The 17,799-nt window shown below is 72.8% G+C and carries 20 protein-coding genes and 1 tRNA gene; 10 read left to right on the top strand and 11 right to left on the bottom strand.

What is annotated here, in order from left to right:
• Positions 1-84: 84 nt before the first annotated feature.
• Both DEI94_RS03815 and msrA read right to left on the bottom strand, forming a co-directional pair.
• On the bottom strand, positions 85-312 hold the full coding sequence (locus DEI94_RS03815) for a methyltransferase (RefSeq protein ID WP_111009946.1): 228 nt from the start codon (positions 310-312) through the stop codon (positions 85-87).
• Positions 313-366: 54 nt separating this feature from the next.
• Positions 367-894, bottom strand: coding sequence for a peptide-methionine (S)-S-oxide reductase MsrA (msrA, locus tag DEI94_RS03810; RefSeq protein WP_111027795.1), 528 nt, complete (start codon positions 892-894; stop codon positions 367-369).
• A 204-nt stretch (positions 895-1,098) separates the two neighbouring features.
• On the opposite strand from msrA, the gene DEI94_RS03805 reads away from it, so the two are divergent.
• Together DEI94_RS03805 and DEI94_RS03800 are read left to right on the top strand one after the other, a co-directional pair.
• Positions 1,099-1,362, top strand: coding sequence for a hypothetical protein (locus DEI94_RS03805; RefSeq protein WP_111009950.1), 264 nt, complete (start codon positions 1,099-1,101; stop codon positions 1,360-1,362).
• An 85-nt stretch (positions 1,363-1,447) separates the two neighbouring features.
• Positions 1,448-2,794, top strand: a complete 1,347-nt coding sequence (locus DEI94_RS03800) for a hypothetical protein (RefSeq protein WP_284183732.1) — start codon at positions 1,448-1,450, stop codon at positions 2,792-2,794.
• A gap of 69 nt (positions 2,795-2,863) precedes the next feature.
• Here DEI94_RS03800 and DEI94_RS03795 read toward each other — a convergent pair.
• From DEI94_RS03795 to DEI94_RS03785, 3 genes are all read right to left on the bottom strand, one after another.
• Positions 2,864-2,935, bottom strand: a tRNA-Arg gene (locus DEI94_RS03795).
• Positions 2,936-3,001: 66 nt separating this feature from the next.
• The gene (locus DEI94_RS03790; RefSeq protein ID WP_111013793.1) at positions 3,002-3,265 is read right to left on the bottom strand and encodes a glutaredoxin family protein; all 264 of its coding nucleotides are present in this window, start codon (positions 3,263-3,265) and stop codon (positions 3,002-3,004) included.
• 55 nt (positions 3,266-3,320) lie between these two features.
• A complete protein-coding gene (locus tag DEI94_RS03785; protein WP_111009955.1) occupies positions 3,321-3,611 on the bottom strand; it encodes an oligoribonuclease in 291 nt (96 codons plus the stop codon).
• Between the two features lie 111 nt (positions 3,612-3,722).
• On the opposite strand from DEI94_RS03785, the gene DEI94_RS03780 reads away from it, so the two are divergent.
• The 5 genes from DEI94_RS03780 (at position 3,723) to DEI94_RS03760 (ending at position 8,187) form a co-directional block, all read left to right on the top strand.
• Complete coding sequence (locus tag DEI94_RS03780; protein WP_111013794.1) at positions 3,723-4,154, top strand: MarR family winged helix-turn-helix transcriptional regulator; 432 nt, start codon at positions 3,723-3,725, stop codon at positions 4,152-4,154.
• Positions 4,155-4,228: 74 nt separating this feature from the next.
• A complete protein-coding gene (locus DEI94_RS03775; RefSeq protein WP_258368572.1) occupies positions 4,229-5,434 on the top strand; it encodes an MFS transporter in 1,206 nt (401 codons plus the stop codon).
• Positions 5,435-5,533: 99 nt separating this feature from the next.
• Positions 5,534-6,169, top strand: a complete 636-nt coding sequence (gene orn, locus DEI94_RS03770) for an oligoribonuclease (protein WP_111009960.1) — start codon at positions 5,534-5,536, stop codon at positions 6,167-6,169.
• 102 nt (positions 6,170-6,271) lie between these two features.
• The gene (locus tag DEI94_RS03765; protein WP_111026439.1) at positions 6,272-7,336 is read left to right on the top strand and encodes a beta-ketoacyl-ACP synthase 3; all 1,065 of its coding nucleotides are present in this window, start codon (positions 6,272-6,274) and stop codon (positions 7,334-7,336) included.
• A 47-nt stretch (positions 7,337-7,383) separates the two neighbouring features.
• Positions 7,384-8,187 (top strand): enoyl-CoA hydratase/isomerase family protein, encoded by an 804-nt coding sequence (locus DEI94_RS03760; RefSeq protein WP_111026505.1) that lies wholly within the window; start codon positions 7,384-7,386, stop codon positions 8,185-8,187.
• Positions 8,188-8,193: 6 nt separating this feature from the next.
• Here the strand turns inward: DEI94_RS03760 and DEI94_RS03755 are convergent, their stop codons facing one another.
• Both DEI94_RS03755 and DEI94_RS03750 read right to left on the bottom strand, forming a co-directional pair.
• A complete protein-coding gene (locus DEI94_RS03755; RefSeq protein ID WP_111026440.1) occupies positions 8,194-9,138 on the bottom strand; it encodes an SDR family oxidoreductase in 945 nt (314 codons plus the stop codon).
• A gap of 104 nt (positions 9,139-9,242) precedes the next feature.
• Positions 9,243-10,226: an NADPH:quinone oxidoreductase family protein gene (locus tag DEI94_RS03750; protein WP_111026441.1), complete on the bottom strand. Its 984-nt coding sequence runs from the start codon at positions 10,224-10,226 to the stop codon at positions 9,243-9,245.
• A 127-nt stretch (positions 10,227-10,353) separates the two neighbouring features.
• On the opposite strand from DEI94_RS03750, the gene DEI94_RS03745 reads away from it, so the two are divergent.
• Positions 10,354-11,577 carry a beta-ketoacyl-[acyl-carrier-protein] synthase family protein gene (locus DEI94_RS03745; protein WP_111026442.1) on the top strand — a complete coding sequence of 408 codons (1,224 nt, stop codon included), beginning with the start codon at positions 10,354-10,356 and terminating at the stop codon, positions 11,575-11,577.
• Positions 11,578-11,595: 18 nt separating this feature from the next.
• Here the strand turns inward: DEI94_RS03745 and DEI94_RS03740 are convergent, their stop codons facing one another.
• Positions 11,596-12,588 carry an amidohydrolase family protein gene (locus DEI94_RS03740; RefSeq protein WP_111026443.1) on the bottom strand — a complete coding sequence of 331 codons (993 nt, stop codon included), beginning with the start codon at positions 12,586-12,588 and terminating at the stop codon, positions 11,596-11,598.
• A gap of 47 nt (positions 12,589-12,635) precedes the next feature.
• Positions 12,636-13,106, bottom strand: a complete 471-nt coding sequence (locus tag DEI94_RS03735; protein WP_111026444.1) for a MarR family winged helix-turn-helix transcriptional regulator — start codon at positions 13,104-13,106, stop codon at positions 12,636-12,638.
• A 56-nt stretch (positions 13,107-13,162) separates the two neighbouring features.
• On the opposite strand from DEI94_RS03735, the gene DEI94_RS03730 reads away from it, so the two are divergent.
• Both DEI94_RS03730 and DEI94_RS03725 read left to right on the top strand, forming a co-directional pair.
• On the top strand, positions 13,163-14,065 hold the full coding sequence (locus DEI94_RS03730; RefSeq protein ID WP_111026506.1) for an alpha/beta hydrolase: 903 nt from the start codon (positions 13,163-13,165) through the stop codon (positions 14,063-14,065).
• Positions 14,066-14,164: 99 nt separating this feature from the next.
• Positions 14,165-15,247, top strand: a complete 1,083-nt coding sequence (locus DEI94_RS03725; RefSeq protein ID WP_111026507.1) for a spore photoproduct lyase family protein — start codon at positions 14,165-14,167, stop codon at positions 15,245-15,247.
• A gap of 60 nt (positions 15,248-15,307) precedes the next feature.
• Here DEI94_RS03725 and DEI94_RS03720 read toward each other — a convergent pair whose 3' ends face one another.
• Positions 15,308-16,348, bottom strand: a complete 1,041-nt coding sequence (locus tag DEI94_RS03720) for a dipeptidase (protein ID WP_111026445.1) — start codon at positions 16,346-16,348, stop codon at positions 15,308-15,310.
• 114 nt (positions 16,349-16,462) lie between these two features.
• Positions 16,463-17,761, bottom strand: a complete 1,299-nt coding sequence (locus DEI94_RS03715; protein ID WP_181441772.1) for an FAD/NAD(P)-binding protein — start codon at positions 17,759-17,761, stop codon at positions 16,463-16,465.
• Between the last annotated feature and the right edge of the window lie 38 nt (positions 17,762-17,799).

Raw genomic sequence — 17,799 nt, 5'->3', positions numbered from 1 at the left:
TCGGGCCTGGCCCAACGCGGCGAGGCGCTGTCGACCACACCGGTGGACAACCGCCTCGACGGGTCCCTTGGGGACGACGTCCGGTCAGTGGGCGCGGAACTCGGGCCGCTCGGCCAATGGCCCGAGCGCCGCGTGCACGGCACGCTTCGCCGACTCGAGCGTCGGGTACGACGCGTGTCGGTCCTCCCGGCCGTACAGCGCGACGCGGAACCCGGCTTCGGTGCGGTGGATGCTGCCCACCGCACCCGCCGGTCCGATCGCGACCCAGGTGTCCGTCGTGCGTGTGGTGACACGCTCGTCCGTCGTCGTCATCGTCGACCACCTCCTCGTGGTCCCGCGCCGTCCGACGACCGGATCGGTGTCCGGCTACGACGCCAGGATGTACTGAGCGTACGCCCGGCGCACCTTGTTCACCTTGGGCACCGCGACGGCCATGCAGTAGCCCTGACCCGGGTTCTTCGCGAAGAATTCCTGGTGGTACTCCTCGGCCCGGTAGAACTCCGTGAGCGGCTCGATCGTCGTGACGATGGTGCCGTCCCAGATGTCAGCCGCACGCTCGATCGCGCGCTCGAACAGGGCACGCTGCTCGTCGTCGGCCGGGAACATCGCCGACCGGTACTGGGTGCCGATGTCGGCGCCCTGACGGTTGAGCTGGCGCGGGTCGTGCAGCGTGAAGAAGACGTCGAGGATGACGTCGGCGGGGATCACGGTCTCGTCGAAGGTGACGGCGACCGCTTCGGCGTGCCCGGTCCGGCCGGTGCACACGAGCTCGTACGAGGGGTCGGCGACCGTCCCGCCGACGTAACCGGACACGACGTCCTGCACGCCCTGGAGCGTGCGGTACACCGCGTCGAGACACCAGAAACAACCACCTGCGAGCACGAACGTCGTCATGGGGGCAACCTACCTTCCGCGGCCGGGCGACTCCCGGCTGGGTGGTCAACGACGACGGGCCCCTCGCCATTCCCCGGCCCGCCCTCCACACGGGAGGCACGGCGCCCGTCGTCCACACCGGTCGCGGTCGCGCGCTGCGCTGTCGGCGGGTGCTCCTAGCGTCGTCGTCGAGCCGGGAACCGCCTGGCGGACGAGGAGGCGACATTGGAGACGACAGCAGCTCCCTGGCGGATCGGGACGCCACGGCCGGTCGCGCGTTCCCGTGGCGGCCTCCGCGTCCTCGACGTGCGTGAGGACCTGAGCCGGGTGACCCGCGCGAACGGCGAGATCGTCGGGTACGTGGACCGCGTCGAGGTCGCGGGCGCTCCGGCGTACCGAGCGCGCCGATACGTCCCCGCCGAGCGTCGCTTCGTGGCGCTCCCTACGGTGTGGGACCCGGACGACGCCGTCGACTGCCTGCGCTGGTGACACCGATCGGACCCTCCGCGGGGCGGTTCTCCGCAATGGCCTGTCGCACGCCGACGGCGCCGTGAGCCATGGATATGGTGCGCACATGCAATGGTGGAACAGCTTCATCGACTGGTCGGGTTCGGCCCATGGTTGGCGACTCATCTCGGGCGCGATCATCCCGTTCGTCGCGATCGTCGTCGCGGGCATCGTCGCGGCCCTCATCGGTCGCGGTGCCACCAAGCGCGTCGTGGCGATGCAGGAGCGCGAAGCGAAGAACGCCGCCGTCGCCGGCGTGATCTCCGCCGCCCGCAAGGCGGCGACCTGGGGTGCGCTGGGCCACGACGAGCGTTCCTACGCGGATCACCTGGCCGAGGACGCCGACATCCGGCTGCGGCTCCTGCCCGTGGTCGGTGCACCCGTGGCGGCGAACTGGGCGCAGCACGAGATCGCCGACATCAAGAAGCACTCGTCGACCTTCAGCTTCCAGGCCGAACAGTCGCTGTCCGAGTTCCGTGACCGGATGCTCGAGTGGCAGGCGCGGCCGTCCAGGGCACGCAAGCTGTTCCGCGCGGACCTGGAGCGCTGGAAGTTCGAGAGCCCGGATCCCGACGCCGACCTCGTCAAGCGCCAGCAGGAGTGGAACGCGGACCAGACCGACGCGGTACGGGCGGGATCCGGTGCCGAGCGCGGTGCCACGACGACGCCCCTCCGCGCCGGGCGCTCGGACGCGACGGGCACGACCGCGACGGGCACGACCGCGGCGGGCACGACCGCGGCGGGCGGGACCGCCGACGGCGCCGCCGGTGGGGTGACGGTCGGTTCGGGGACCGCTCCGCGTCCAGCGCCGATCGCACCGGTGCTCCCCCGTGTGGATCGCAGCCCCCTGCCCGATCGCGCCGCATCGGCAGCTCGCGGCACACTGACCGACCGCAGTGCTTCGGCAGACAGCAGCGCCCCGGCGGACCGCGCCCCTTCGGCACGGCCGGTCGGGACGCCGGACCGCGAGGCGGGAGCCGATGGGTCGGCAGTGGTGGCGCCGTCCGGCACGGCAGTGTCCGGTACCGGCGGGACCGAGGCGGACCGGCAGACGGCCGTGATGCCGGCAGTGGCCCTCGCACGACCGTCGACGTCGGAGCGTCCGGCGACCCAGTCCCCGACCGCGGCCCCGGCCCCGGCCCCGGCCCCGGCCCCGGCCCAGGCCCCGGCCCAGGCCCAGGTCGCCCCGGTGAGCGCGGATGAGTCCGGCGAGCAGGGCCGACCGGCGGGCGAGCTGACGGACCCGAAGGTCGACGCAGCCGGGCCCGCGACCACGAACACGACGTCGATCCCGACCCGCATCGCCGACGCGCCGGTCGAGCCGGCCGATCCCGACGAAACAGACGAGGCGCCGTACGGTTCGCCGGTCAGTGCAGCGGAACTCCGGCGCCGGGCCGACCAGGACGACGACTGATCGAGCGCGCGCTCAGACGGACCACATGGACGGCCGCTCCCTCGACGGGGGCGGCCGTTCGTCGTCGCGCGCCCCCGGCAGGATTCGAACCCGCGACAGGATGGGTAGAAACCATCTGCTCTTCCACTGAGCTACGGAGGCCTGCGAGCGATTGTACGGCGTGGCCGTGGACGGCGACGGGTCGCGTGCCGGGACGGCGGGGACGCGTCAGGGCAGCGCGCGGGCGAGCGCCGTCAGCAGCTGGTCCGGTCGTGGGACCCCTGCGGCACGGAACACCTCGTCACCGTCCGCCGCACTGATGACGATGGTCGGCGTGGAGCGGATGCCGAGCGCCTCGACCCGGTCCGGGTGCGCCGCGACGTCGAGCTCCCGCACCTCGAGCGCGGGGACGAGCCGCTGTGCCTCGCCGACGACCCGTCGTGCCGCGGCGCAGGGGGCGCAGAACGCGGACGTGTACAGGTCGAGGTGCATGCGGGGCGGAACGCACGCTGGCCGACCTCCATTCCCGGAGGCCGGCCGATGCGGGTCAGGGGCGGTCGAACTCGCCGGTGCGGTCGCCCCGGTTCTCGAGTGCGTCGACGGGGTCCGAGTGCTCGGCGTCCCAGCGGTAGTCGACGTGCACCTGGTCGACGACCTGCTTGGCGTTCTCGGCCTTGTAGGTGAACGCGGTCTCGAGTCCGTCGACGATCGCGAACGCCGTCACCTCGTCGTCCCACGTGTCGCTCGTCGCGGTGCGGGTGTCCGTCGTGCCGTTGAAGGGGCCGTCGTGGTAGATGGCGGTGTATTCGTCGCCCTCGTGGATGGTGATGTCGCTCATTCGTCCCTTCTACCAGTCGGGGGCATCGAGCGGCCCGCGCATCGGGCACCACGAGGACGGTCGGGAGGGCAGCCCTTGTCGGATACATAGCTCGGCTATAGAATTGTCGGCATGGACGATCGCGAGGCCACCATCGAGGCGCTCCTCGTGTCCGTGAATCGACTGATCCGTCGCGCTGCCCGCGCCAGCGGCAACACGACCTCGTCGGCCGTGTGGCGGACCCTCGGCATCCTCGACAGCGACGGCACGATGCGCCTCGGCGAGCTCGCCGCGGTCAGCCGGGTCAGCCAGCCGACGATGACCAAGCTCGTCGCGGGCATGGTCACGGACGGCCTCGCGAGCCGGACCACCGACCCGGAGGACTCCCGGGCCGGCCTCATCACGATCACCGACGCCGGCCACCAGGCCATCCGGGACTGGCGCGCCACCCTCGCGCGCGAGGTCGGTCCGCTCTTCGCGGACCTCGACCCCGACGAGTGGGACACCCTGCACCGAGCAGCGACCCTCGTCACGGCGAGGGTCAGGACGGAGACACCCGCGTGACGGACCACGCAGCACCGACCGGCACCGGCCACGGCCCCACCGGCCACGGCAGCAGCAGCAGCAGCAGCAGCAGCATCCTCAAGCAGTCCTCGGCGGTCTGGGCGATCGCCTTCGCCTGCGTCGTGGCGTTCATGGGCATCGGGCTCGTGGACCCGATCCTCCCGGCGATCGCGCAGTCCCTCAAGGCCACGCCGACGCAGACCGAGCTCCTGTTCACGAGTTACCTCGCAGTGACGGGCGTCGCGATGTTCTTCACGAGCTGGGTCTCGAGCCGGATCGGCGCGAAGAAGACGCTCATGATCGGGCTCGCGCTCATCGTGCTGTTCTCGGTGCTCGCCGCCACGTCCGGCAGCGTCTGGCACATCATCGACTTCCGCGCCGGGTGGGGGCTCGGCAACGCGCTCTTCATCTCGACCGCGCTCGCCACGATCGTCGGTGCGGCGTCGGGTGGGACGGCCTCGGCGATCATCCTGTACGAGGCGGCGCTCGGGCTCGGCATCGCGATCGGTCCGCTGGTCGGCGGGCTCCTCGGGTCGATCAGCTGGCGCGGGCCGTTCTTCGGCGTGACGACGCTCATGGCGATCGCGTTCGTGGCGATCCTCGTGTTCCTCCGGGGCAACGGAGTGGAGAAGCCGTCGCCCACCCCGCTGTCCGCGCCGTTCCGCGCGCTCGGCCGTCCGGCGTTGGCCGCCCTCGCCGCGACCGCGCTGTTCTACAACATCGGCTTCTTCGTGCTCCTCGCTTACACGCCGTACCCGCTCGGCTTCGACGCGCTCGGCATCGGCTTCACCTTCTTCGGTTGGGGTGTCGGCCTCGCGGTCACCTCGGTGTGGGTCGCGCCGATGCTGACGGCCCGGCTCCGGCGCACGTCGGTGCTCCGGCTCGCGCTGCCGCTGCTGGCGCTCGACCTGTTCGCGGCGGCGGTCGTGGTGCACAGCCAGGTCGGCCTGGTGATCTGCGTGGTGATCGGCGGTCTCGTGCTCGGCGTGCTCAACACCGTCCTCACCGAGAGCGTCATGGAGGCCACGGACCTGCCCCGTGCCGTTGCGTCGAGCGCCTACTCGGCCGTCCGGTTCATCGGCGGCGCGGTGGCTCCGCCGGTCGCGACGCTGCTCGCGGACGCGATCGCCCCGAGTGCCGCGTACGTCTTCGCCGGCGCGTCCGTCACGGTCGCCTTCGTCGTGACACTCGTCGCGGCGCGCGCACTCCGCCGCGTCGACGACGGACCCGAGCCCCAGCGCATCGAGGCGGAGGCCGTCAGCGCCGGCGAGGTGAGCTGACCACCGGACGTCCGCCGCGCCTCCCGACCGCACGCGGCCCGGCCGGGAGGCCCGACCCCACCCCCAGGACCGTCACCGGACCGGCATAGGATCGAGCACATGTCCACGTCACACGACCGCCTCGTCTGGATCGACTGCGAGATGACGGGGCTCGACCTCGACGCCGACGAACTCGTCGAGGTCGCGGTCGTCGTCACGGACTTCGACCTCGAGCCGGTCCACCCGGGCTTCGACATCGTCATCAAGCCGAACCAGTCGGCACTCGACAACATGAACGACTTCGTGCGGAACATGCACACGACCTCGGGCCTCATCGACGAGATCCCGAACGGCGTGAGCCTGGCCGACGCGGAGTACCAGGTGCTCGAGTACATCCTGCGGCACGTCCCCGCCGAAGGCTCGGCACCGCTGGCGGGCAACACGATCGGCACCGACCGGTCGTTCCTCGCGCGGTACATGCCCCGGGTCGACAACCACCTGCACTACCGCAGCGTCGACGTGTCGAGCATCAAGGAACTCTGCCGCCGCTGGTTCCCGCGCGTGTACTTCAACGCACCGGAGAAGCACGGCGGCCACCGCGCCCTCGCCGACATCCTCGAGTCGATCCGGGAGCTCGAGTACTACCGGCGCGCGGGGTTCGTCGCCGAGCCGGGGCCGGCCACCGAGGACGTGCGCGGGATCGCGGAGCAGGTCGTCGACAAGTGGGAGTCCCGGCTGGCCGCACCGCAGGCCTGACCGGCAGCGCGGCGCCGGACTGTCCGCTCGACGCGGACGCCCCGGACTGGGGTCACCAAACCCCGAGCCGGGCCGCCTCGAACACATAGCGTGTCCAGCACCATGCGCAGCGCGACCACCACCACGGCCTCCCGCATCATCAGCGTCGGGGGCGTCCGCGGGGACCTCGTCGTCCCGAACGACGACCTCGTCGGTTCCATCGACTCGTCCGACGAGTGGATCCGCCGCCGCACGGGGATCGTCACGCGTCGGCACGCGCGCAAGGAGGTCCTGGTCGAGGACCTCGCCGAGCAGGCCGGGCGCAGTGCGATCGAGGCCGCCGGGATCGACCCCGAGCAGGTCGACGTCGTCATCGTCGCGAGCATCTCGTGGATGCAGACCACGCCCGCGATGGCGCCCCTCGTGGCGCATCGGCTCGGCACCGGACCCGGCACCGCCGCGTTCGACGCCAACGCCGCCTGTGCGGGCTACTGCTACGGGATCGGCCAAGCGGATGCGATGATCCGCTCGGGGCTCGCCCGGCACGTCCTGGTGATCGGTGCCGAGAAGATCTCCGACTTCATCGAACCGACCGACCGCACGATGTCGTTCATCATGGGTGACGGCTCGGGTGCCGCACTCGTCGGACCGAGCGACACCCCCGGCATCGGCCCGACCGTGTGGGGGTCGGACGGCCGCCTCAACGGCGCGATCGGGCTGACGCACTCGTGGCTCGACTTCAAGTACGCCGCCGACGACGAGCGCGTGCCGTGGCCGACCGCGCGCCAGGACGGGCCGAGCGTGTACCGGTGGACGCAGACGGCGCTGCCGGAGCTCGCGCTCAAGGCGATCGCGGACGCGGGCCTGACCCCGAAGGACATCGAGGTCTTCGTGCCACACCAGGCGAACCTCCGGATCGTCGAGGGACTGCACGACCGGCTCGGACTCGCCGACGACGTCATCGTCGCGCGCGATATCGTCGACACGGGCAACACGTCGTCCGCGTCGGTGCCGCTCGCGACCGAGCGGCTGCTGCGCGAGGGACTCGCGCAGCCGGGCCAGATCGCCCTGCAGTTCGGGTTCGGCGCCGGGCTGGCGTACGCCGCGCAGGTCGTGCGGCTGCCCGAGCACGTGGGCGTCGCCGGACCCGGCGCGCCCGTCCCGGTCGCGGAACCGGTCGCCGTGTGAGTCCCTGGACGTCGGCGGGCGCCGCGCCCGCCGAACCGAGGAGCACCGTGACCGCCGACCAGCCCACCGTCGTCGTGACCCGCCCCGCACCGGGCGTCGTCCTGGCGACGCTGTCCCGCCCGGAGCGGCTCAACGCGATCACGGTCGGGATGTTCGCCGAGCTCGAGGAGCTCGCCGCATCGCTCGCCCGCGACGAGCACGTCCGCGTGCTCGTGCTCACGGGCGCCGGCCGGGGGTTCTCGTCCGGCTACGACCTCGACGAGGCGAAGGAGCTCCCGCAGCTCACCGCCATGGGGATGCTCGCCCGCCAGGAGGCCGCGGCACGCGCGCTCGTCGGCCTCCGGTCCCTGCCGATCCCCGTCGTCGCGGCGGTGAACGGTCCGGCCGCCGGTGGCGGGTTCTCGCTGGCCCTCGCGGCGGACATCCGACTCGCCTCCCCCACGGCCACCTTCGTCGCGTCGTTCGTCCGGATCGGCCTGTCCGCCGGTGATCTCGGGTTGTCCTGGCTCCTCCCACGCGTGATCGGGTCGGGCCGCGCCGCGGAGATCACGTTGACCGGTCGCGCGGTCGACGCCGCCGAGGCGGAGCGGATCGGACTCGTGTCCCGCGTCGTCCCGGCGGAGTCCCTGCTCGAGGAGGCGCTGGCCACCGCGGCCGCGATCGTGGGGAACTCGCCGTCGGGCGTCCGGTTCTCGAAGCGAGCGCTGCAGCACAACCTCGAGATCGGGTCGTACGCCGCGGCGGTCGAGTACGAGAGCCGAGGACAGGCGCTGCTGTCCCGGACGGCGGACATGGCCGAGGCGCTCGACGCCTTCCTGAACCGACGCCCGCCGGAGTTCACCGGGCAGTGACCGCCCCTACCGCTGCTCGGCCCCGGCGCCCTCCGCCTGCTGCGCCTTCGTCGCAGCCGCAGCGGCCTTGCCCCGAGCGCGGATCGCGGCCCAGTCGTCCGCGGTGAGGTGGGTGAGGTCCGAGAACGTCGACGGTCCGGCGAGCCGCTGCCCGCCGTCCATCGCGATCGTCTCGCCGGTCAGGTAGTCACACGCGTCGGACAGCAGGAACATGACGAGGTTCGCGACCTCATCGGGGCGCCCGAACCGGCCCGCGGGGACGCCGCGCACGTCGGTGGCCCCGATGACCGAGCTGTCCCCGGGGTCGAGGACGTCCCAGGCGAACTCCGTCGGCACCGGACCGGGCGCGACGGCGTTCAACCGGATCCCGTAGTGCGCCCACTCGACGGCGAGCGACATCGTCATCGCGTTCACGGCGGCCTTCGACATCGCCGACGGCACGACGTAGGCCGAACCGGTCTCGACCCACGTGGTCAGGAGGGACACGACGGCGCCGGGGAGGCCCTCGCGGATCCATCGGCGACCGACGGCGTGCGTGACGTGGAACGAGCCGTTGATCACCGTCGAGGTCACCGCGGCGAACGCGCGTGCGGACAGCGACTCGGTCGGGGCGATGAAGTTCGCGGCGGCGCCGTTGACGAGCCCGGTGAGGGGACGACCCCCGGCGTGCATCCGGTCGACCGCGGCGTCGACGGCCTCGGCGTCACGCACGTCGACCGAGTCGACGACGATCCGCGACGGGTCACCGAGCATCGCGATCTCGCTCGCGGCGGCGTCGAGCACGGCACGGCGGCGGCCCCAGAGCACGACCTCGGCCCCGTGGGCGACGAGGGCGCCGGCGATCGCCTTGCCCAGGCCGGACCCGCCGCCGGTCACGAGGATCCGATCGCCCTCGAGGAGGGTCGGCGAGTAGGGATCGCGCCGCTCACCGTCCGCTGGTCCACGTGCCAAGGTCCACCACCGTTCCGGTCCACCTGGCAGCCGGTGTCGTTCGGGTCGACACCGTGTCACTGCCGTTCAGCACGCTACCAGGAGGGCGGTCCCCGCCCGTCCGGTCACGGGCCGGTGACGACCACCTTGCCGAGGGCGTCGCGGGACTCGATGAGGCGCATCGCCTCGGCGGCCTCGACGAACGGGAACACACGCCCGACGACGGGGTGGATCCGTCCCGCCGCCATGAGGTCCTGCACGGCGTCGCGGACCATGCGCAGCGTGCCGGGGTACTCGGCGTCCATGGTGTCCATCGAGATCCCCGTGACGGACAGGTTCCGCAGGAGCAGCCGGTTCACCCGGACCTCGGGGATCGAACCGCCGGCGAACCCGATGACGACGAGCATCCCACCCGTGCGGAGCGCCCGCAGCGAGTCGGTGAAGCGGTCGCCGCCGACGGGGTCGAGCACGGCGTCGACCCCGTGGCCGTCGGTCAGGCGCAGGACGTCGTCCTTCCAGGGGCCGTCCGACCGGATGACCTCGTGGGCACCCGCCCGGCGCGCGAGCTCCGCCTTGTCGTCCGACGAGACGACCGCGATCGCGCGGACGCCGAAGGCGTCGGCGAGGTCGAGCAGGGCTGTCCCGACGCCGCCGGCCGCACCGTGGACGAGCACCGTGCCTCCCGGACGGACGCCCGACCGGTGCAGCGCGAACCAGGCGGTCGAGTAGTTGAGGTACACCGCCGCCCCCTGAACGAACGACATGTCGTCGGGGAGTTTCGCCGTGTAGTCCGGCGCGACGACCGCCCGCTCGGCCATGCCGCCCCAGAACACGATGCTGCCGACGCGGTCGCCCACCGCGAAGCCACTCGCCGGGTCCGCCTCGACCACGACACCCGCGATCTCGCTGCCGAGCACGTAGGGGGTGGGCGTGCCGTACTGGTAGCGGCCCCGGCTCTGCAGGACGTCGATGACGCTCAGGCCCACCGCACGGACCTCGACGACGACCCGGACGCCGCCCGCACGGTGGTGGTGGTGTCCGGGTTCCGGGACGTCTCGGACGACCGCCGCGTCGGGACCGTCCAGCCGCTCGATGACGATCGCCTGCACCCGTCGAGCCTAGCCGCGGCTCCGAACACGGCGGACCGCTCGTTGGAGGATCACCACCGTCCGGTCGCCGAACCGTGGTGGGACCTCCACCGATTCGACCCCCGGACCCGCTGCGAGGATGGACCGCATGACCAGCACCCGCGTCGCCGTCACCGGCCTCGGCGCCGTCTCCCCCGTCGGCGCCGACGCCCCGAGCACCTGGGCGGCGTTCCTCGCCGGTCGCTCCGGTGTCGCCCTGATCGAGGACGACTGGGCGGCGGAGCTGTCGGTCCGCATCGGTGCGCGCGTCGACGCGGACCTCGGCGCGCACCTGACGGTGCGCGAGACGAAGCGCATGGACCGCGCGGAGCAGATCGCCATGGTCGCCGGCCGGGAGGCGTGGGCCCACGCCGGGTACGACGGCCCCCTCACCGACGACGACCGGGACCGCGCCGCCGTGGTCGTGGGCACCGCGATCGGCGGCCTGCACTCGACCATCGAGCAGCAGCACGCGCTCGAGCGGTCGGGATCCCGGAAGGTGCTCCCCCACACCGTCACGATGATGATGGCGAACGGCGCGGCGGCCTGGCTCTCGATGGCGATCGGCGCCCGCGGCGGAGCCAGTGCGCCCGTGTCCGCGTGCGCGTCCAGCACCGAGGCCCTCGGGCAGGCGCGGATGCTCATCGCGTCCGGCGCGGCCGACGTCGTGCTCGCCGGCGGCACCGAGGCCTGCGTCGAAGGCCTCACGCTCGCGGCGCTCGCCCAGACCCGCGCGTTGTCGCGGCGGCAGGACGACCCGAGCCGTGCCTCCCGGCCGTTCGCGGCCGACCGCGACGGCTTCGTGCTCGGCGAGGGGGCGGCGATGCTCGTGCTCGAGTCCGAGGACCACGCCCGCGCACGCGGCGCCCGGGTGCTCGCGTGGCTCGACGGGTCGGCCGTGACGAGCGACGCCCACGACATCGTCCAGGCCGACCCGGACAACCAAGCCCGCACCATGACGCTCGCCCTGCGGGTGGCGGGTGTCCCCGGGTCCGAGATCGGGTTCGTGCACGCCCACGCGACCTCGACGCCGCTCGGGGACCTCAACGAGTCACGCGCGATCCTGTCGTCCGTCGGGGCGCACCCCGTCGTGACGTCGACGAAGTCCATGACGGGGCACCTGCTCGGGGCGTCCGGCGCGCTCGGGGCGGTGGCCGTGGTCGAGGCCCTGCGGACCGGGACGGTCCCGCCGACGACGAACGTCGACGCCGTGGACCCCGAGGTCGAGGTCGACGTGGCGACGACACCGCGGACGGTCGACACCGGGGTCGCCCTGCTCAACTCGTTCGGCTTCGGCGGCCACAACGCGTCGCTCGTGTTCGCGCGGGCGTAGGGCGGGCCTCCCGCGGAGCTACCGCGCCACGTCGTCGCCGAGCCCGAACACGCGCCGTGCGTTCCCGCTCGTGAACGCCTCGCGGTCGGCGTCCGAGTCGAACTCGGCGAGGAACCGCTCGACGTCCGCGCGCGTCGGCCGCTGGAACGGGTAGTCGGTCGAGAACACGAGGCGGTCGACCGACGTGACGGTCAGGGCGTGCCGGAGGAGCGCGGGGTTGAACATGCCCGACGTCGTCACGACCACGTTCGACCGCAGGTACTCGACCACCGGGCGGTCGAGCCCAGCGGTGCGCGCGAGGCTCTGGATGCGGTCGACCCAGAACAGCAGGAGTTCGCCCCAGTGCCCCAGGACGATCTGGAGGTCCGGGTGCCGGTCGAACGTGCCCCGGGCGATCAGACGGAGCGCCGCCACCGCGGCCTCGAGGTGCCAGCCCCACCCGAAGGTCGACAGCGCGAGGTCGGTCATCGGGTCGAAGCCGGAGTAGGAGGCCTCGCGCACGGCCCGCGGTGGGATCTGCGGGTGGATGAACACCGGGAGGCCCCGGGCGGCCGCCACGGCGAACAGGTCGTCGTACCGTGGGTCGTCGAGGGGGACGTCGCCCGTGCGGCCGTAGACCATGGCCCCGACGAAGCCGAGGTCGGCAGCACGCTCGAGTTCGGCGACGACCGCGCTCGGCTCCGCCATCGGCAACGTCGCCATCGCACGGAAGCGCTCGGGACGGCGCGCGACCGCGGCGGCCGCGGCGTCGTTGAGGTCGCGGCTCGTCGCCACCGCGTCGGCGGGGTCGAGTGGTCCGGTCGCGGGCGGGGCCACGGACAGGACCTGCAGGTCGACCCCCTGCTCGTCCATGACGGCGAGGCGCGCGGCGTCGAGGTCCTCGAGCAGGGCGAGGGTGTCCCCGTGCTCGTTGAGGACGAGGCTGTCGTCCCGACGGTCCCCGGGGAGCCGTTCGAGGGCCTGGCGGAGGTCGGGGGTCGTCCAGTGTTCTTCGATGGCGATGACGGTCACGCTCCGGAGCCTGCCACGTGGGCGCGCGGCGGGTTCGTCGCGCGCCCCTAGCCCGCGGGGACGCCGATGCGGTCCGCCTCGAGCGACCGCCGGAGCGCGGCGAGCGCCGCGCCCGTCGCGGCGACCTGGTCGTCGTCGAGCACCGGTGCGAGGAGGGACTCGAGCAGCGCGTCGAAGGTGCGCTCCGCCTCGGCGACCAGCTCCGCCCCGCGCCCGGTGAGCCGGAGGAGCGAGGACCGGCCGTCCACCGGGTTGGGGACGCGCGTGACCCAGCCCCGGCCCTCCAGGCGGTCGACCCCCTTGCTGATCGCGCCGATCCCCGCGGCGACGGTGCGGGCGACGTCACCGACCCGTGCATCGGGGTGCGCCCGGAGGTACCGGAGCATCTCGAACTGGGACGCGACGATGCCGTGCTCGGTGCGGAGCCGGTCGGTGAGGGCGTTGTAGACGCGGGTCTCGCACCGCACCAGGTCGTCGAAGAGCGCCGCGCGGCGGGCGGTTGCCGAAGTACTTGCCATGGCATACAGTCTACGATGCATGCCACGGCATGCAGTTTCCGAACGAGGAGGACGACATGACGAGAGCAGCACGACGGGACCTGGACACGGCACTGCGGGCGACGGCGCACGAGGACGAACCGGGATCGATCGAGGAGATGCGCGCCGACTTCGCGGCGCTGATGGCCCGGTTCCCGGTCCCCGGCGGCGTCCGGCGCAGCGCGGTCGAACTCGGCGGCCGCCCGGCGGTCCTCGTCGAACCCGAGGGTGAGGCCGGTCCGGGGACGATCCTGTACTTCCACGGCGGCTCCTGGCTGCTCGGCTCCCCCGACACGGCGATGGCCCTGACCACGGAGCTCGTCCTGCGGACCGGGGCCCGAGCCGTCTCGCTCGACTACCGGCTCGCGCCCGAGCACCCGTTCCCCGCCGCGATCGAGGACGGTGTCGCGGCCTTCCGCGACCTCGTCGACCAGGGCGAGGACCCCGCGACCATCGCCTTCGCGGGCGACTCCGCGGGCGGCGGCCTGAGCGTCACGACGAGCATCGCGGCCCGGGACGCCGGCTTGCCGACGCCCGCCGCGATCGTCGCGTTCTCGCCCGGACTCGACCACACCCGCACGGGTGCGTCGATGACCACGAAGGACGGCGTCGACCCGTTCCTCACCGCGGCCGGCATGCGCCGGACCGGCGCGCTCTACCTGGCGGGCCATGACCCGTACCAGCCGTTGCTCGCCCCGGCGGTGGTCGGCGACCTGACGGGCCTGCCGCCGATGCTCCTGCAGGTCGGGACGAACGAGGTGCTCCTCGACGACGCCGTCCGCCTGGCCACCCGGGCCGTGGAGGCCGAGGTCGACGTGGTCCTCGACGTCACCGCCGACGTGCCGCACGTGTTCCAGACGTTCGTCGGGACGCTCGACGAGTCGGACCGGGCGCTCGACCGAGCCGCGCTCTTCCTGACGCAGCACCTCGCGCGGGGCTGACCGGCGGTCAGCGGCGGGGCACGACGACCGCGCGTGGTGCCCCCGCGCGTGCGGATCGGACCTCGCGTGGTGTCGGTGGTCGGGGCCACGATGGAGGCGATGACCGGCACCACGACGACCGCCCCGCGGCAGCTCCTCGACGTCCGACGCATCTACGCCGAGCCGGCCGCGCTCGCGATGCCGCGCGGGGCCGAGATCGTCGCCGAGTGGCCGGGCGCCGAGGTCGTCGAGGTCCCGTCGCACTGGCAGATCCCGGAGGTCCACGGCGACGAGACCAACGTGCGCCGGTGGGTCCGGATCAAGACCGAGGCCCTCGTGCTCGGCGTCAAGAAGTCCCTGGTCACCCGACCGAACGGGCGCAGCGCCGACTTCATCGCCCCGTCGACGGCGAACGGGTGCGCGATGGCGTGCGCGTACTGCTACGTCCCGCGGCGCAAGGGGTACAGCAACCCGATCACCACCTTCGTGAACATCGAGCAGATCCAACGGCACATCGCCCGCCATGTCGCCAAGCAGGGGCCGAAGGTCGAGCCGAACCAGTGCGACCCGGAGGCCTGGGTCTACGACATCGGCGAGAACTCGGACTGCTCGGCCGACGCCCTGGTGAGCGCGAACGTCCACGACCTCGTCGACCTGTTCCGCATGATGCCGACCGCCAAGGCGTCGTTCGCCACGAAGTACGTCAACCGCGACCTGTTGGACTGGGACCCGATGGGACGCACGCGGGTCCGGTTCTCGCTCATGCCGGCCGAGCTGGCCAAGCTCACGGACATCCGGACGTCACCCATGGCCGAGCGCATCGCGGCGATCGACGACTTCGTCGACGCCGGGTACGAGGTCCACCTCAACTTCTCGCCGGTGATCCTCACACCGACGTGGGAGCAGGACTGGCAGGCGCTGTTCGAGCACCTCGACGACGTCCTGTCCCCGCGGACGAAGGCGCAGCTGGCGTGCGAGGTCATCATGCTCACCCACAACGAGGGTCTGCACGGGGTGAACCTCGGTTGGCACCCCAAGGCCGAGGACGTCCTGTGGCGCCCCGAACTGCAGGAGACGAAGGTGTCCGAGAACGGCGCCGTGAACGTGCGGTACCGGCGGGAGCTGAAGCGGGCCGCGGTGGACCGGTTCACGACGCTGCTCGCCGCGACCATGCCGTACTGCCGCGTCCGCTACGCGTTCTGACGGACCCGGCCCCGCACCTCCCGTCCGTCCGTCCGTCGTCGGTTCGCGACGAACGCTGCGTCAGTCGGCGACGAAGGCCGCGTCCGTCGCGCCGAGCACCCGGAGCACGTTGCCGCCCGCCAGCGCGCGGAGGTCGTCGTCCGACCAGCCGCGCCGCCGGAGCTCGTCGGCGAGCACCGGGTACCGCGAGACGTCGCGGAGGTCCGGGGGCAGGACGGGCGTGCCGTCGTAGTCACCCCCGAGCCCGACGTGCTCGATGCCCGCGACCTGGCGTGCGTGGTCGACGTGGTCCGCGACGTCGGCCACGGTGACGATCGGGCCGTCGGCCGGGCGGCTCGCCGGGTCCGCGGCCTCCCACGCGGCCCAGGCCGCGGAGACGAACGCCGGCACGAACGTGATCATGACGACTCCGCCGTTGTCGGTGAGTCGGGCGAGCACGTCGTCCGGGACGTTCCGCGGGTGGTCGTTCACCGCGGTCGTCGACGAGTGGCTGAACAGCACCGGGGCGGTGGCGACGTCGAGCGTGTCGCGCATGGTGTCGGGGCTCGTGTGCGAGAGGTCGACGAGCATGCCGATCCGTTCCATCTCGGCGACGACCTCGCGCCCGCGGTCGGTCAGGCCGCCGTGCGCGCGCTCCCCCGTCGCGGAGTCCGCCCAGGCCGTGTCCGCGGTGTGCGTCAGCGTCATGTACCGGACGCCGAGCCGCGCGAACGTCCGGAGCACGGCGAGGTCGTCGCCGATCGCGTGCCCGCCCTCGGCTCCGAGCAGGCTCGCGATGCGTCCGGCCGAGACGGCCGCGCGGACGTCGTCGGCCGTGCGCGCGAGCCGGAGGTCGTCCGGGTAGCGGGCGACGAGGCGGTGGACCAGGTCGATCTGCTGGAGCGTCGTGCGGACGGGGTCCGGCTCGTCGACGTCGACGTACACGGACCAGAACTGGCCGACGACACCGCCCGCACGGAGCTTCGGCAGGTCGGTGTGGAGCGTGAGCGCGGTCCCGTCGACGCCCTCGACGGACGAGCCGCGCCGCATCCGGCACTCCCACGGCAGGTCGTTGTGGCCGTCGATCACGGGGAACGGCAGGGTCGCGAACGGGTCCGTCATGCTGCCGACGGTACTGGAGGCACGACGGCCCTCCGCGAGATCGCGGTCGTCGCCGTTCTGGTGCCCTCCAGAACGGCAGTGACCGCGACCTCGCGGAGCGGTGAGCGGGCCCGCTCAGGCGGAGACGGCCGCGACCGTGTCGAGGGCCCGATCGGCGACGCGGTTCGCGATGATCCGGATCTCGCCGATCGCCGTCGTCTCCCACAGTGCCCCGCGCAGCGCGTGCCCGATCGCCAGGAGCCGTCCGTCCACGTCGCCGTGGTCATCGCGGACCGCGCCGGACCAGTCGGCGTCGAGTCCGAGTCCGAGGGGCTCGGGCCGGATCCTCCCGCGCTCGAGCAGCGCATCGACGACGGGACTCCAGCCGGGTGTCGTCACGGCGGTGGGGCCGGTGCAGAACACGACGGCGTCGAACCCGGAGGGGTCGGCGTCGGCCACGAACCGGAGGACGCCGCCGTCGATGAGCCCCTGGAGCTCGGCGTGGACCGACGGCGCCATGCGGTGCCGGTGGACGTCCCACCGGCGCGCGAGGTGCTCGACGAACCGGCGGCGGTCGGCCTCGTCCATCCCCGTCCAGTGCTCCATGAGCCGAGGGCGCATGCCGTCGATCACCGCCTGCCACGGCGTGCCGGCGTCGACGGCGGCACGGAGCTGTACGCCGAGCTCGTGGGCGAGTCCGCCGAGCGTCGACACGGTCGGGTCGAGGCCCGGCCCGGGCGCTACCGGAGCCGACAGGTGCTCCGCCGGGAGCAGGAGGTGGCGACTCGTCGCGGTCATGGTGATCCCGGCCTCCCGGCGGGCGAGCGACGTCGCGACGTCCACCATCGTCAGGCCCGTCCCGACGAGCAGGACCCTCGAGCCGTCGGGCACACGGTCGAGCGCACCGGACGCCCACGGGTCGTCGATCTGGACCGCCGCTCCCGTCGGCCAGGTGGCAGGCGGCGGGTTCCCGAGCGCGAGGACGGCGACGTCGGCGTCGATCGTCGAGCCGTCCGCGAGAGCCACGTGCGCGCCGTCGTCGTCGGTCGTGCAGCCCACCGCCTCGCCCTGCACGACGTGCACCGGGTGGTCGGCGACGAGGTGCTCCGCGACATCGACGAGGTAGTCACCGAACAGCCGGCGCTCGACGTAGTCCCCCGGCGCGACGTCGTACCCGTGGTCGGCGCACCACCGGACGAAGTGCGCAGCGTCACCCGCGGAGACGCTCATCTTGCCCGCAGGGCTGTTGAGCCGGTGGTGCGCCTCGGCGTGCCCGTAGGCCAGCCCGCGACCGATCGGCGTCTCACGCGCGACGATCGTCACATCCGGTGCGGGCAGGTCCCGCGCGGCGGCGCGCTCGCGGAGCGCGACCGCGACGTACACGGCGCTCGCCCCGCCTCCGATGACGACGACGGACGTCCCTGTTCCGCTCACGAGTGCGCTCCTGTCCGGCACGCGCTGTCCGTCGGCGT

The organism is Curtobacterium sp. MCBD17_040, assembly GCF_003234805.2.
Lineage (GTDB): Bacteria > Actinomycetota > Actinomycetes > Actinomycetales > Microbacteriaceae > Curtobacterium.
This window is presented reverse-complemented; position numbering and strand designations above follow the sequence as displayed.